Source organism: Marinobacterium aestuariivivens, assembly GCF_042661465.1.
Lineage (GTDB): Bacteria > Pseudomonadota > Gammaproteobacteria > Pseudomonadales > Balneatricaceae > Marinobacterium_A > Marinobacterium_A aestuariivivens.
Window position 1 is genome coordinate 3,657,197 of the sequence record NZ_JBHSWE010000001.1, and the last position, 13,163, is coordinate 3,670,359.

18 protein-coding genes and 1 pseudogene are annotated in these 13,163 nt (G+C 63.4%); 4 read left to right on the plus strand and 15 right to left on the minus strand.

Annotated elements, in window-relative coordinates; translation table 11 throughout:
* Positions 1 to 9: 9 nt before the first annotated feature.
* From ACFQDL_RS19085 to ACFQDL_RS19095, 3 genes and pseudogenes are all read right to left on the minus strand, one after another.
* On the minus strand, positions 10 to 795 hold the full coding sequence (locus tag ACFQDL_RS19085) for a VRR-NUC domain-containing protein (protein WP_379910405.1): 786 nt from the start codon (positions 793 to 795) through the stop codon (positions 10 to 12).
* 14 nt (positions 796 to 809) lie between these two features.
* Positions 810 to 1,463 (minus strand): hypothetical protein, encoded by a 654-nt coding sequence (locus ACFQDL_RS19090; RefSeq protein ID WP_379913183.1) that lies wholly within the window; start codon positions 1,461 to 1,463, stop codon positions 810 to 812.
* Positions 1,455 to 1,717, minus strand: a pseudogene (locus ACFQDL_RS19095) (VRR-NUC domain-containing protein); the annotation flags it as partial. The gene ACFQDL_RS19090 and the pseudogene ACFQDL_RS19095, both read right to left, overlap by 9 nt.
* Positions 1,718 to 1,849: 132 nt before the next feature.
* On the opposite strand from ACFQDL_RS19095, the gene ACFQDL_RS19100 reads away from it, so the two are divergent.
* Genes ACFQDL_RS19100 through ACFQDL_RS19110 form a run of 3 tightly spaced genes read left to right on the plus strand, consistent with a single transcriptional unit; the run spans position 1,850 to position 2,560 of the window.
* Positions 1,850 to 2,269, plus strand: coding sequence for an HI0074 family nucleotidyltransferase substrate-binding subunit (locus ACFQDL_RS19100; protein WP_379910406.1), 420 nt, complete (start codon positions 1,850 to 1,852; stop codon positions 2,267 to 2,269).
* Positions 2,262 to 2,477, plus strand: a complete 216-nt coding sequence (locus tag ACFQDL_RS19105) for a nucleotidyltransferase domain-containing protein (protein ID WP_379910407.1) — start codon at positions 2,262 to 2,264, stop codon at positions 2,475 to 2,477. The genes ACFQDL_RS19100 and ACFQDL_RS19105 overlap by 8 nt, the downstream gene beginning before the upstream one ends.
* Positions 2,417 to 2,560 carry a hypothetical protein gene (locus tag ACFQDL_RS19110; protein WP_379913500.1) on the plus strand — a complete coding sequence of 48 codons (144 nt, stop codon included), beginning with the start codon at positions 2,417 to 2,419 and terminating at the stop codon, positions 2,558 to 2,560. The genes ACFQDL_RS19105 and ACFQDL_RS19110 overlap by 61 nt, the downstream gene beginning before the upstream one ends.
* Positions 2,561 to 2,588: 28 nt before the next feature.
* On the opposite strand, the gene ACFQDL_RS19115 is transcribed toward ACFQDL_RS19110, so the two are convergent.
* The 12 genes from ACFQDL_RS19115 to dctP (ACFQDL_RS19170) form a co-directional block, all read right to left on the minus strand.
* Positions 2,589 to 3,431: a F0F1 ATP synthase subunit gamma gene (locus ACFQDL_RS19115; protein ID WP_379910408.1), complete on the minus strand. Its 843-nt coding sequence runs from the start codon at positions 3,429 to 3,431 to the stop codon at positions 2,589 to 2,591.
* Positions 3,428 to 4,930, minus strand: a complete 1,503-nt coding sequence (locus ACFQDL_RS19120; protein WP_379910409.1) for a F0F1 ATP synthase subunit alpha — start codon at positions 4,928 to 4,930, stop codon at positions 3,428 to 3,430. The genes ACFQDL_RS19115 and ACFQDL_RS19120 overlap by 4 nt, the downstream gene beginning before the upstream one ends.
* Positions 4,917 to 5,732 carry a F0F1 ATP synthase subunit delta gene (locus ACFQDL_RS19125; protein WP_379910410.1) on the minus strand — a complete coding sequence of 272 codons (816 nt, stop codon included), beginning with the start codon at positions 5,730 to 5,732 and terminating at the stop codon, positions 4,917 to 4,919. Before ACFQDL_RS19125 ends, ACFQDL_RS19120 begins: the two co-directional genes overlap by 14 nt.
* Positions 5,733 to 5,750: 18 nt before the next feature.
* On the minus strand, positions 5,751 to 6,026 hold the full coding sequence (locus ACFQDL_RS19130) for an ATP synthase subunit c family protein (protein ID WP_465263969.1): 276 nt from the start codon (positions 6,024 to 6,026) through the stop codon (positions 5,751 to 5,753).
* Positions 6,023 to 6,565, minus strand: a complete 543-nt coding sequence (locus ACFQDL_RS19135) for a F0F1 ATP synthase subunit A (RefSeq protein ID WP_379910411.1) — start codon at positions 6,563 to 6,565, stop codon at positions 6,023 to 6,025. The genes ACFQDL_RS19130 and ACFQDL_RS19135 overlap by 4 nt, the downstream gene beginning before the upstream one ends.
* A 152-nt stretch (positions 6,566 to 6,717) precedes the next feature.
* Positions 6,718 to 6,993: an AtpZ/AtpI family protein gene (locus tag ACFQDL_RS19140; RefSeq protein ID WP_379910412.1), complete on the minus strand. Its 276-nt coding sequence runs from the start codon at positions 6,991 to 6,993 to the stop codon at positions 6,718 to 6,720.
* Positions 6,993 to 7,415, minus strand: a complete 423-nt coding sequence (locus tag ACFQDL_RS19145) for a F0F1 ATP synthase subunit delta/epsilon (RefSeq protein WP_379910413.1) — start codon at positions 7,413 to 7,415, stop codon at positions 6,993 to 6,995. Before ACFQDL_RS19145 ends, ACFQDL_RS19140 begins: the two co-directional genes overlap by 1 nt.
* Positions 7,412 to 8,809: a F0F1 ATP synthase subunit beta gene (gene atpD / locus ACFQDL_RS19150; RefSeq protein WP_379910414.1), complete on the minus strand. Its 1,398-nt coding sequence runs from the start codon at positions 8,807 to 8,809 to the stop codon at positions 7,412 to 7,414. The genes ACFQDL_RS19145 and atpD overlap by 4 nt, the downstream gene beginning before the upstream one ends.
* Positions 8,810 to 8,920: 111 nt before the next feature.
* The gene (locus ACFQDL_RS19155) at positions 8,921 to 10,201 is read right to left on the minus strand and encodes a TRAP transporter large permease (protein WP_379910415.1); all 1,281 of its coding nucleotides are present in this window, start codon (positions 10,199 to 10,201) and stop codon (positions 8,921 to 8,923) included.
* 17 nt (positions 10,202 to 10,218) lie between these two features.
* Positions 10,219 to 10,854, minus strand: a complete 636-nt coding sequence (locus ACFQDL_RS19160; protein ID WP_379910416.1) for a TRAP transporter small permease — start codon at positions 10,852 to 10,854, stop codon at positions 10,219 to 10,221.
* Between the two features lie 212 nt (positions 10,855 to 11,066).
* Positions 11,067 to 11,567 (minus strand): TRAP transporter substrate-binding protein DctP, encoded by a 501-nt coding sequence (dctP, locus tag ACFQDL_RS19165; RefSeq protein ID WP_379910417.1) that lies wholly within the window; start codon positions 11,565 to 11,567, stop codon positions 11,067 to 11,069.
* Complete coding sequence (gene dctP / locus ACFQDL_RS19170) at positions 11,536 to 12,084, minus strand: TRAP transporter substrate-binding protein DctP (RefSeq protein ID WP_379910418.1); 549 nt, start codon at positions 12,082 to 12,084, stop codon at positions 11,536 to 11,538. The genes dctP (ACFQDL_RS19165) and dctP (ACFQDL_RS19170) overlap by 32 nt, the downstream gene beginning before the upstream one ends.
* A gap of 146 nt (positions 12,085 to 12,230) precedes the next feature.
* On the opposite strand from dctP (ACFQDL_RS19170), the gene ACFQDL_RS19175 reads away from it, so the two are divergent.
* The gene (locus tag ACFQDL_RS19175; protein WP_379910419.1) at positions 12,231 to 13,148 is read left to right on the plus strand and encodes a LysR family transcriptional regulator; all 918 of its coding nucleotides are present in this window, start codon (positions 12,231 to 12,233) and stop codon (positions 13,146 to 13,148) included.
* Positions 13,149 to 13,163 lie beyond the last annotated feature (15 nt).

Here is a 13,163-nt window from a genome sequence, read left to right on the forward strand (position 1 = left end):
CGACGTGCATCAGGGCGCCTCCTGCCACTGCACATGGCAGACCGCGACCTCGAGGCCCTGTTCGATGCAGAATGCCAGCCAGCGCCGCTGGTGGTCCTGCAGCCGGTCGCCCGGGCCCTTCACCTCGATAAGCCGGCAGCGTTGTTCGTCGGGCCAGAACTGGATCAGGTCCGGCAGACCCGACCGGTATTCGCGCAAATCCTCGAGCATGCGTTCGAAGCAGGCGCGCAGCTGCAGCGGCTCGAGGCAGTCGAGGGCCTGGCCGACGAGTTCGCGTGTCAGCAGCGGCCAGTACAGGAAGGGACTGCTGATGCCCTGTTTCAGCTGCCAGGTCTCGAGGATGCGGTCGCGGTAGTCGCCGCTCTCGAGGCTCGCGAGGCAAGCCTCGAACAGCGCGCGACGCCGTTGGTAGAAGTCGCTGCGGTAGAGGTCGGCCGGGGCGGCTTGAAAGGGGTGGAAGAAGGCGCCGGGCAGCGGGGCGTAGATCGCCGGCCAGCACAGCAGCGCCAGCAGGCCATTGAACAGCAGGTTCTCGACGTAGTGGACAGGCGCTTCGTCGCTCGCGAAATACTCGGCCACCGCGAATTCGACCGACCCCTGGTCGGGCCTTGGCAGCAGCAGCTCGAAGGTCGGGATGGCCGGGGCACGGGGGCCGGGCGGCACCGCTTGGCCGAGGCGCTTGCCGAGACGCTGGCGCAGCCGTTCGAAGCCCTGCAGCTCGGCGGCGTTGCGCGGGGATGACAGCGCTTCGATCAGCAGCGGCCAGGCCTGTTCGCTTTCGCCGCGGCGCTCCATCAGCCGCAGCCGTTTCAGCCGCGCTTCCGGATGGGCGCTTTCGGCCCAGGCCTCGAGCGCCAGCGCCGGCTCGCCGCTGCGCTCGGCGGCCCGTCCCAGCGCGAACAGCAGCCGGGCGCGCCGTGTTTCGAGCCAGGGGTTGGCGTCCGGCTGCTGGGCACATCGGCCCAGACCCCGGCGGCCGGCTCGCCGGCGTCCAGGCGCTCGCGGCAGCGGTGCAGGTGCAGGTAGCTGTCGACCTCGCTGCGGGTCTGGAAGGCGCGTGACTCCGGTGCCAGCGGCACCGTCTCGTAGCGCTGGTGGCCGAGTTCGGCGAGCACGAATTCCGACCAGTCCTGGCGCAGGTTGCCGAAGAACATCAGCCGGATGCGCTCGAACAGCGGCATCGAGGTCAGGGCCAGGACCCGCTCGGTGCTGTCGGGCCACCACTGCGCCAGCGGTTGCGGGTCGAAATCGGCGGCACTCAGGGCCTCGAACATCTGTCCTTTGGCGGCGCTTGGGCGCAGGCCCAGAGCGTCGAGCTGGCTGCGCAGCGCGGTGGCGAGTTCCGCCCTGGTCAGCAGCGCGAAAAGCCCGGTCAGCGTCAGTGCCGGTTGCGGGTCTATCCAGCCGTCGTCGACCAGAGGCGCCAGAGCCTTCTCGCTCGGGCCGATCTCCGCGTAACGCAGCTTGCCGAGGCGAAAAAGCTCTCCCTTGCGCATCACCATCCGCACCAGCAGGGCCTGGAGGCCTCGGGCAGCGCATCGAAGCGCTCGAGACGTGCCCGTTCTTCGGGCTGCAGCAGGTCCGCGTGCCGGGCCGAGACCCAGTCCAGCACGGTGCGGAAGTTTTGCAGATAATAGAGCGGGTCGTCGAGATTGGCCGTCAGCGGCCGCTCGGGTGTCGGGTTCAAGGTGCAGTCCAGTACAACGGAAGCGGGCACAAAACCGTTAGGTTACGCTTTTCGCCAAAGCTGGCAACCTCAACTTTTGCAGGTGCCGGGGGCAATCCGATTTCGCCGGGCCTGGTGGTCGCGCTATCATGCAGCTGACTATCGGTACACTGGACTATGACCATGCTGGATCTGTCTGCATTGCAACGCGCGGTGATGTCCCTGGAGGCGGTCATCGGCGAAACCCGAAACGAGACCTTTATGGCTTCGCTGAACGAGGTTCAGCGCAGCGCCTTTATCGCCGGAGCCATTCAGAACTTCGAATTTACGTACGAGCTCTGCTGGAAGTTCATGAAACGCTGGTTGGACCTGAATCTCGGCAGCACCTATGTCGAAGGAGTCTCGCGGCGCGAGCTGTTCCGGTTGGCGCATCAGAACCGGCTGATTGATTCTGTCGACGACTGGATGCTGTTTCACCGGGCCCGCAACCAGACTTCCCATGTATATGACCGGAAAGTCGCCGATGAGGTGTATTCGGTGGCTGTACGTTTCCTGCCTGACGCGCGGGAGCTGCTGCAACGGATAGAGTCGAAGAATGATTGAGCTGTCCGAGGCGGATCTGGCGGCTGTTCGCAGGATCTTGAGCCTTCATCTCACGGAAGGACAAAGTGTCTGGGCATTCGGTTCGAGGGTAAAGGGCACCGCGAGACCCTGGTCGGATCTCGATCTGGTCGTAAAGGGGAGGGACCTGTGCCGCTACCCGACTACTATCGCCTGCAGGACGCCTTTGAGGAATCGGAGATCTCGGTAAAGGTCGACCTGCTGGACTGGCACCGAATATCGGAGGATTTTCGCGCGCTGATCGAACGTGCGAAGGAACCGGTCGAATATTGATAGCCGCATGCTGGCGTTCGGCTCGCCGTCAGCTGCCGGGATTCGCGGCCGAGGCTTCGGCGTTCAGCAGTATCACCTCGATCTCCTCGGTGATCTCTTCCTGACGGATCTCCCGGCCTTTCTGGGCCAGGGCTTCCAGGCGCTCGTCCAGGTAGCGCACGGCACCGTCAAGATGCTGGAGGCGCTGGTGGTTCTCCGCCATCAGTGAGCTGTAGGCGCTCTGGTGCAGCGCGGCAAACAGATAGTGATCGACCAGCTCGGCGAAGAACTGAGCCGGGGACAGGTACAGTTCGGGAGCGCAGCCGTAACGTTTCCCGCCGGGCGCAAGGGCGGTGAACGGGGGCAGCAGCGGTCGGACCCGTACCTCCTGGCCGTCTGTCTCGTGGTAGAACAGCGTCAGGTTCAGTGTACCGCCGTCCCGCTGAAGTTCCGTCAGCGCTTCGGTCAGCCGATTGAGCGTGCCGCTCACTTCGTCCAGTACCGAGGCGCCGTCGATGGCCCGGTAGAGCCGGGGATCATCCCCCAGTCGGCTGCAGAGCTTGTGCCCGCATGCGATCAGGCGGGCCCTTTTGTCGTCGTTGCGCTGTTCCAGCGCCTGCAGCAGACGTTCATTGAAATTGCCGCAGAAGCCGCGTTCGGAGCCCAGCAAAATATGCACCGGCTCGCCCCGTGCCGGCAATGCAAGGAACTGCGGATAAAAAGCGAGAAAGTCCGTGGCGGCCGCTTCGAGGCTCTGCATCATGGCCTGCTGGACTTCGATGCGCCGCGCCAGCCGTCGTGTCTCCATGTAGGCCAGGGATTTCATCGCGTCCATGATTTCGCGTGCTTCGCCCAGCTTGCGGAGGTGCCGCTCGAGTTGCTGCCGGCTCATGGGGCTGTGCCGTCTTCCGTCTTCAGCCAGCTGCCGACCGCCGATGACCAGCGCTCGCGGCCGTCGTCGAGCGTCAGCCCCGACTCTGCCGTCCTGCGTTCCAGCTGTTGCAGTATGCTGGCGACCCCGGCCGGCGGCAGGTCATCCAGCAGGCCGTCGTTGAAGGCCAGCATCCAGGCCAGCTGAAACTCGATCGAAACCGGCGAGAGCCGCTCCTGTTTCAGGATCTCCCGCAGCACGCGGCCACGGCGGATGCTCTTTTCCATGCTGGCTTCCAGCCGGGCACCGAAGCGGGTGAAGAGTTCCAGTTCCAGAAACTGCAGATAGTCCAGCTTCATCCGGCCGGCCTCCTGCTTGATACTGGCATGTTGGGCACGGCCGCCGATACGGGAAACCGACTTGCCGATGTCGATGGCCGGTCGGAAACCACCGGCGAACAGTTCGGCATCGAGATAGATCTGGCCGTCGGTGATCGAGATCAGGTTGGTCGGGATATAGGCGGCGATCTCGCCGAGGCGGGTCTCGACGATAGGCAATGCGGTCATGCTGCCGCCGCCGAGCGCGGGTTCGAGGCAGGTCGCCCGCTCCAGCAGCCTTGCATGGACCGAGAAGATATCGCCGGGATAGGCTTCGCGGCCGGGTGGGCGGCGCAGCAGTAGCGACAGTTCGCGATAGGTCTTGGCATGGGTCGAGAGATCGTCGTAGATCACCAGGGTATGGTGGCCGGTACGCATCCAGCATTCGGCAATGGCGCAGCCGGCGAAGGGGGCCAGGTGCTGCAGTCCCGGCAGGGCACTGGCTTCGGCCACCACGACAGTGGTGTATTCCAGGGCGCCGTGGTCGCGCAGCAGGTTGATGGTATCGACCACGGTGGATCGCTTCTGGCCGATCAGTACGTAGACGCAGAGGGTCTGCTGGCCGCGCTGGTTGATGACGGTATCCAGTGCCAGGGCGCTGCGCCCGAGGCCTTCGTCGCCGATCAGCAGCTGGCGCTGGCCGTGTCCGACCGGAATCAGGGTGTCGATCACCTTGATACCGGTATAGAGCGGCCGGTGAACGAAATCGCGCTCGACGATCGCTGGCGAGCGGTGCTCCAGTCGCTGCCAGCGGCTGCTGTCGGGGAAGCCTTCGCCGTCGAGCGGGTTGCCCAGCGGGTCGATCACCCGTCCGAGCAGGGCATCGCCGACCGGGATGCTCAATGGGGTGGGGCTGAGATGCACCCTGGTACCGGCCGTCAGAGCGTCGGTGGCCTGCAGCAGTATGGCCCCGATCAGCTCCTGATTGAGGTCGAATACCAGTCCACGGCTCCCATCGGCGAACAGCAACACATCGTCTATGGCGGCGGTCGGCAGGCCGCTGACCCAGGCAATGCCGTCGCCCACCGATACCAGCCGGCCCTGCTCGGTGATGCGAACCTGGGGGCGATAATGCTCGAGCCAGTCCTGCTGCCGGGTCAGCAGGTTTGCGGGTCGCCTGGCCGCCGCGTCATCTCCGTTCATCGCTATCCTCCGGCCTCGACTCGGCCTGCCTATCGGCGCCGCTCATTTTGTCATGGCCGTTCGCCAGCGCCAGGTCGGCAAAGCTCTGCAGTTCGTCGCGGATACTGGCCCGGAACATCCAGGGACCGATCGAGATCCGCAGGCCGGCCAGCAGCTGGGGATCCTCGTGAAAACGGCATTTGACCTGCCGCCCCAGCAGCGGCTGCAGACCCTGGCGTATCTGTTCCTGCGCCGTTCCGTCGAGTTCGAAGGCACTGGTCACCTCGGCCGGTTCGGGGTGTTCCGTCTCGCGTTCGCGAAGGGCCAGACGCTGATCTTCGGGGATCCGGGGCAGCGACTGCAGCAGCATCGTCTGCAGGCGCTGTTGCAGCTCGGGCCCTGCGCTCTGCTCCAGCAACCGGGCGGCGAAGCGGCCGGCCAGGCGCAGGGCCTGCTGTTCGAGTTGCAGCTTCAGTTCCTGCTCGCGTCGTTCGAGGCTGGCCCGCGCCTTTTCCCGCTCCCGCTCCAGTGTTTCGGCAAGCGCCGTCTCCTGCCGGGCCTTCTCCCGGTTCAGCTCGGTCTGCAGCTTTTCCCGGGCTTGCTGTCGCTCCTGCTCCCAGTGACTGAGCCGGCTCTCGAAGCTGGATCGCAACTGCTCTGCCTGCCGCTGCCTTTCGCGGGCTTCGTCCAGCTGCCGGTCGATGCCTTCCCGGCGACGGGCGATCACCGCCCGCAGCGGCTGGTAGAAGAAGCGCTGCAGCAGCCAGATGAGCACCAGGAAGTTGATGATCTCCAGCAAAAAGGTCGATACGCTCAGTTCCATGCCGGTTCTCCGCCGCCTTCAGGATGACGCCTGCAGCACGTATTCCAACAGGGGGTTGCGGAACAGTACGATCAGGACGATCACGAGCACGTAGATGGCCAGGGACTCGATCATCGCCAGGCCGATGAACAGGGTGCGCATGATCGATTTCTCGGCTTCGGGCTGCCGGGCGAGGGCATCCAGTGCACTGCTGATGGCCTTTCCCATTGCCAGTGCCGGCAGCAGCACGCCGATGGCGATGCCGATCACGGCTGCGACGGTCGAGGCCAGGGTAATCCAGGTCATGGCGGTCATGAAGACTCTCCTTTGTGCTTTCTAAGCTGTTGCGACTGCAGGCCGCCGGCCACGTAGATCAGCGCCAGCATGCCGAAAATATAGGCCTGTACCAGCGCTTCGATGATATGCAGCATCAGAATCGGAATCGGGGCGAGGAAGCCGGCGACCAGCAGGATCAGCAGGGCCGCGGTTTCCAGGCTCATGATATTGCCGAACAGCCGCACCGCCAGCGCAATGGTGCGGGTGATCTCGCTGATGATATGGAAAGGCAGCAGAATCGGGCTTGGCGTCAAATAGTGGCGCAGATAACTTTTCAGGCCCTGGCTGCGGATCCCGAACAGGTGCACCGACAGGAACACCAGAATCGCCAGCGCCGAGGTTGCCGACAGGTCCCGCGTCGGCGAATGGATGCCGGGGACGAGGCCCGAGAGATTGGCCACGACCAGAAAGATCCAGAGGCTGGCGATAAAGGGCGTCAGCAGGCGGACATGGTCCGGCGCCACCGCCCGGATGGCTTCCTCGATGGTCGTCAGGATACCCTCGGCCAGCAGCTGCACGGGCCCCGGCTGCAGCTGCAGCCGGCGGCTCAGCAGCCAGGCCGCGCCCCCAGCAGCGCGAGGATGCCCCAGGTGGTGACGACGGTGCCGGTGACTTCGAGCGGTCCCAGCCGGAACAGGACGGTGGCGAACATCCCCGAATCGTTCATGCGCTACTCCCGAATCAGCAGATAGACATTCATGGCGCCGACGACGACTCCGATGAAGATAAAGCTCAGGGTCCAGCGCATGGAGTAGCCGGCGGCGAGGCTGTCGAGCCACTGGCCGAGGTAGGCACCGCCGATGACCGGCAGCACGAACACCAGCCCGAGGGTGCCGATATAGATGGTCTGGGCCAGCAGCGTTGGCCGTTCCCGCTCGGCCTTCTTCATTCTCCGGGCCTGGCGGTCGACCTGCTGCTGCAGCCGGCGGTTGCGGTCGGCGTTCATCAGTGACCTCCGAACAGGCGTTCCGCCCGGTCCTGCCCAAGCTCCGACAGCCGACGCAGCACTTCGTCCTCCATTCTGCGCAGACTCTCCTTCATCGCCTGCAGTTCGTTTTCTTCCGCCAGAAGCTGTTGCTGCAGCAGGTGCGAGATACGTTCGTAATCCTCATCGAGCAGATAGCGGCGCGTGCTGATCTGCAGCCGGTTGTCGACGAAGTAGAGCAGGGCGCCGGGCAGTGCCAGGTACTGCCAGGGTGCCTGGCCACAGCGAAACCGGGCCAGACCGAAGATCAGTGACGTCATCAGGCGGCCATGCCCGGGCAGCAGACCGAAACTGCCCGAGGCGTCTTCGCCGACGAAGGAGGTGACGCCTTCGATCTGCGTCTGTTCGGTGGTCGAGAGCAACTGCAGTGAAAAACTGTTCATGTGGATACTTCCTGCATGCTACCTCGCATGTAGCAGAGTTCCTCCGGCACCTCGTCGTGGTCGCCCCGCAGGAAGGCTTCGCAGTCGTCCAGGGTGGTCTTGAGGGGCACGGAGACGCCGGGGATGCCGGTATGGGAGGCGGTGACCTTGAACGGCTGGGTCAGATACCGCTGCAGCTTGCGCGCCCGCATCACGACCTGCCGATCCTGCGGCGACAGTTCCTCGACTCCGAGCATCGCGATGATGTCCTCGAGCTCATGGTAGCGCGCCAGGTGTTCGCGTACCGATTCGGCGACATTGTAGTGGCGGTCGCCCAGCGTGTGGCGATCCATCAGACGGCTGCCGGACTGCAAGGGCTCGACGGCCGGATAGATACCCTTGCCGGCCTGGGTGCGGGAAAGCACCACCTTGGAGTCGAGATGGCTGAGGATCGCGCCGACGGCCGGATCGGTCATGTCGTCGGCCGGCACGTAGACCGCCTGCACCGAGGTGATGGCACCTTCGCGGGTCGAGAGGATGCGGTCCTGCAGCTCGGCGACCTCGGTAATCAGCGTCGGCTGGTAGCCGACAGTGGCGGGCATGCGCCCGAGCAGGCTGGAGATCTCGCTGCCGGCCTGGACGAAGCGGAAGATATTGTCCATCACGAACAGCACCTCCTTGTGCAGGCTGTCGCGCAGGTATTCGGCGTAGGTCAGGGCCGAGAGGCCGATGCGAAAGCGCACGCCGGGGGATTCGTCCATCTGGCCGAACATCAGCAGGGACTGGGGCAGCACGCCGGCCTCGCGGATCTCGTGCCAGAGTTCGTGGGCCTCGCGAATGCGTTCGCCGACCCCGGCAAACACCGAGACGCCGCTGTGCAGCGCCGCCACGGCCTGCATGAACTCCATCACCAGCACCGTCTTGCCGACGCCGGCGCCACCGAAAAGACCGGTCTTGCCGCCGCGGATAAAGGGGCACAGCAGGTCGATCACCTTGATGCCGGTCTCGAGGATGGCGCCGGTGCCGACCGCATCCCAGAGTGCCACCGGCGTGCCGTGGATATTGCGGTAACTGTCGGCCTGCAGCGGCTCGCCGCCGTCCAAAGGCTCGCCGAAGATATTCAGCAGGCGGCCGAGGCAGGCCTTCGTCACCGGCACATGCAGCGGCGCGCCGGTATCGTAGACCGTCATGCCGCGGTGCAGGCCGCTGGTGCTGTGCAGGGTAATGGCCCGCGCGTGGTGCTGATCCAGATGCTGGTGTACCTCGAACAGATAGGTCTCGTGGTCGAAGGACGCCTGCAGCGCCTGGCGCAGCGGCGGCAGTTTCTGACAGCGGATCACCACCACCGGGCCGTGGACTTCGGCAATGGTGCCGACGGCGGTGTGAGTAACGGTGTCGATCGCTTTGCTGGCCATGCTGCTCCATCAGGTCAGGCAAGTACTGATCCAGCATAGAACATTCGCGCTACAGGCCGGTTGATGCAGCGCAAAAAGGGGCCCGGAGGCCCCGAATGGGATGGTCCCGAATCAGCGGAAGGCGATATCACGCAGGAAGAGGGATATCTGCGGGAAAATCACCAGCAATACGGTGGCGACGAACAGGATCACCAGAAAGGGCGGCACGCCACGGATCACGTCGATAAAGGGCCGGCGGAAGACGGCAACGGCGGTGAAGATATTGCAGCCGAATGGCGGCGTCGCGGCGCCGATGGCGACCTGCAGCGTGATCAGCACCCCGACCAGCACGGGATCGAGTCCGGCGGCCTTGACCAGCGGCGCGAAGATCGGTACCAGGATCAGGATCACGACGATGGAGTCGACGAACATGCAGCCGATGAAGAAGGCAATGTTGATCGCCACCAGCGTCATGATCGGGCCGGCGCCATCGAGCCCTATCGAGGCGATGATCTGCTGCGGGATCTGGGCGTATGACAGCACCCAGGAGAAGGCCGCGCCGGCGGCGATCAGGATGAACACCACCGAGGTGACGGCGCCGGTCGACAGCGCGATATCGAAGATGTCGCGCATCTTGATCGAGCGGAATACGATCGCTTCCAGAATCAGTGCATAGAGCACGCAGATCGCGGCGGCCTCGGTCGGGCTGAAGATGCCGCCGTAGATGCCGCCGACGACGATGACCGGAAAGCCCATTGGCCAGACGGCGCGGCGGATCGAGGCCAGGCGTTCACCCCAGCTGGCTTTCGGCTCGACCGGGATGTTGTGGCGCTTGGCATACCAGATGCAGTAGATCGAGAACAGCACGATGATCAGCAGCCCCGGCCCGAGACCGGCGATGAACAGTTCCGAGATCGAGGTGCCGGAAATGACGCCGTAGATGATCATGCCGATCGACGGCGGGATCAGGTAGGCGAGGTCCGCGGCATTGACGATCAGGCCGATCGAGAAGCCGTCGTTGTAGCCGGCCCTGAGCATGCGCGGACGCATGGCGCCGCCGACCGCGACTACGGTGGCCTGGGTCGAGCCGCAAACCGCCCCGAAGAGTGCGCAGGCGGCGGTGACCGATACCGCCAGACCGCCGCGGATATGACCCATGAAGCGCATCACCACGTCGACCAGGCGGTCGGCCGAGTGGCCGCGGGTGATGATATCGGCGGCGAGGATGAACATCGGCACGGCAATCAGCGCGGCGGGTTTGACGCCGCCGATCATCTGCTGGACCACCATCTGCAGGCTCAGGTTCGGCAGGTAGAGGATGAAAGCCACGATGGTCGCGGCCAGCAGGGGCATCATCATCGGGAAGCCGGCGAGCAGCAAGGCCAGCATGATACCGAGCATTACTAGGGACATGGTGGGCGCTCCTGTTGTTATTGGGACTTGTCGGGAGACTGCCCGGCATCGCTGTCGGCCGGGTGGTCCTGGTTGTACAGGTGCATCACCTCGGCGATTTCCGGATCCTCGTACTCGTCTACGGTGGTGAAGGAGATGTAGACGTCCGGGTCGGACAGATCGAGGTTTTTGAACACCGTCAGCAGGTACTGGATGCCGGTGACCGCGAAGCCGACGATGACCCAGATGTAGGTCAGGTAGAGCGGAAACTGCAGTGCCGGCGTGACGCGGCCGCGGCGGGCGATCTTGGCCACGTATTCGAAGGCATACCAGGCCAGCGCCAGCATGGCGACGGCCGTCACCGCGGCGATCAGAATCATCAGCACCTTGCGGGCCCGTGCCGGCAGCACGTCGTACAGGGCCGACATGCGGATATGACGGCCCTTGCGGGTGACGTAGCCGAGCCCCATGAAGGTGATGATGACGATCAGGAACTCGTTGAGCTCCTCGGTGAAATAGATGCTCTGGGAGAACAGGTAGCGGCCGAACACGTTGGCGATGGTGTTCAGGGCCATGATAATGATGCCCCAGCCCAACACATACATTTCGGCTTTGCCGATGATCCTGTCCAGCAGCGTAAGCAGCCGGTGGGTGATGGAGCGGGAGGGGCGCATTGCTTTTCCCTCGGGTTGAGCGATTGCCTGATGGGATGTCATGTCTTGTCGGCTCATGGATGACTTCTCCTGCACGGTCGTGCGGAACCTCCTAAGCCAGGGACTTCAACGTATAACTTAGGACAGGATAAGGCCCGGTGGTAATGACTCCCGGGGCCGCATTGGCAGGGGGCAGGCGCCAGCCTCCAGGGTGGCGCCTTTGGCCGAACGGCTTACTGCATCGCGTTGACTTCGAGCAGCAGGTCGTCAAGCAGGGACTGGCCACGCTCGCCGGCGATCTCGACGTAGGCCGAATGAGTCGCCTGGCTGCGCTCGCGGAAAGCGGCGCGCTCTTCTTCGGACAGCTGGATCATCTTGATCTCGGGCCGGGCGGTCTTGATTTTTTCGAGCTTCTCGGCGTTGAAGCGCTCGACGATGTCGCGGATATAGTTCTGCAGTTCGTCAGTGGTCTCGCTGATCAGCTGCTGGCGTTCCGGACTCAGGGTTTCGTACCAGTCGGTACCGGACATCACCGAGGTGACCAGTTCCTGCTCGCCGGCCCAGATCATGTAGTCGGTGACCTCGTAGAACTTCATCTCCTCGATCGCCGAGACCGGGTTGATCTGGCCGTCGACCTGCTTCAATTGCAGCGCACCATAGACCTCGCCGAACGGCAGTGGCGTCGGGCTGGCGCCGAGATCTTCATAGGCTTTGAGCAGGATCGGCGAGACCATCACCCGCATCTTGAAATTGTCGAAGTCCTCGGGGCTGCGAATTTCGCGGTTGGTGGTCCAGACCTGGGGCCTTCGGAATAAAGGGTATGCAGCTGCAGCCCTTATTCTCGAAATCCTGGCTAAGGTCGTTGTAGATCACCTTGCTTGAGCCCAGCAGCTTCGAAATGGCGGCCGAATCGGAGGGCAGGGTGTAGGTCAGCAGAAAGAGCTGGGATTCCGGCACGATGGTGCCGAGGTTGCCGACCGAAACGTTGGCAAACTGCACCACGCCGTCAGCGACCTGCTCGACCAGTTCGGTCGGGGTGCCCAGGGTGCCCAGCGGATAGATGCGGACGGTGACGTTACCGTTGGTTTTGGCCTCGATGCGCTTCTTGAATTCCTGGGCGTAGCTGTCCATGATCGAGCCCGGAATCTCCTCGATCGCGAACTTCCACTCTTCGGCCAGGGCCTGGGCCGAGGCCAGGGCGATGGATGCCGACAGTACGGCACCTTTAAGCAGTTTCTTGAATGTAGTCATGGCGAATACCCCCGTCACTCTTGTTGGTTTTATATCGGATCGGCTCGTAACAGGTCCAGTATTGCAAAAGGCTATTCATCGAAAAATATAAATTTTAATATACTCATATTCGTAAATTTTATGTAAGTCCGTCAGGGGAAACCGCCATGTCCGCCTACTCGATGAAACACATGCAGACCTTTTGTACCGTTGTCGAGTACGGCGGCTTTGTCGGCGCGCAATCAGCCCTGGGGATGAGTCAGCCGGCCATCAGCACTCATATCCGCGACTTCGAGATCCGCCTGGGATTCCAGCTCTGCCATCGCGGGCGCAGCGGTTTCAGCCTGACGGAGAAGGGCGAGGTCGTCTATCGCAAGTGCCGGGAGATGTTGAACTCGATCTCGGATTTCGAGGCGGATCTTGGCGAGCTGCGCAATACCCTGACCGGCACCCTGCGCGTCGGGCTGGTCGACAATGTCATCACCAACCGGGATCTGCCGATATCCGATGCCATACACCGCTTCTACAGTCGCAAGAACGATGTCTCGATCCGGCTGCTGGTGCTGGCGCCGGAAGATCTCGAGCGCGAGCTGCTGACCGGCAATATTCATCTGGCCATCGGACTGTTTCAGAACCGCAGCAATTCCGTGACCTACCGGCATCTTTGCAGCGAGCGGCACGGTTTCTACTGCGGTCGCCGGCACCCGCTTTTCGACCGGCCCGAGAGCGAGATCAGTGTTGAATTGATCCGCCAGTACCCGATTTCATCCCGTACCTATCTGCAGCATGCCGATCTGCAGAATATCAAGAAGAGTCGCAGCGTCGCTTTCGTCTCGAACATGGAAGCCCAGGCGCTGCTGATTCAGAGCGGCAGCTTTCTCGGATTCCTGCCGACCCATTATGCGTACCAGTGGGTGGAATCCGGCGAGATGCGGGCTTTCGAGCACCTCAACCTGTCCTGGCAATCGGAGTTCAGCCTGGCGATGCGCGCGTCACCGGCGCCGCAGAACATCGTCCAGGTATTCGTCGGCGATATCGAAGCGGCACTGGAGGCCCGTTCGCAAGCGCGGGAGCGGGCAGATTAGCCTTCATGCCTGTCC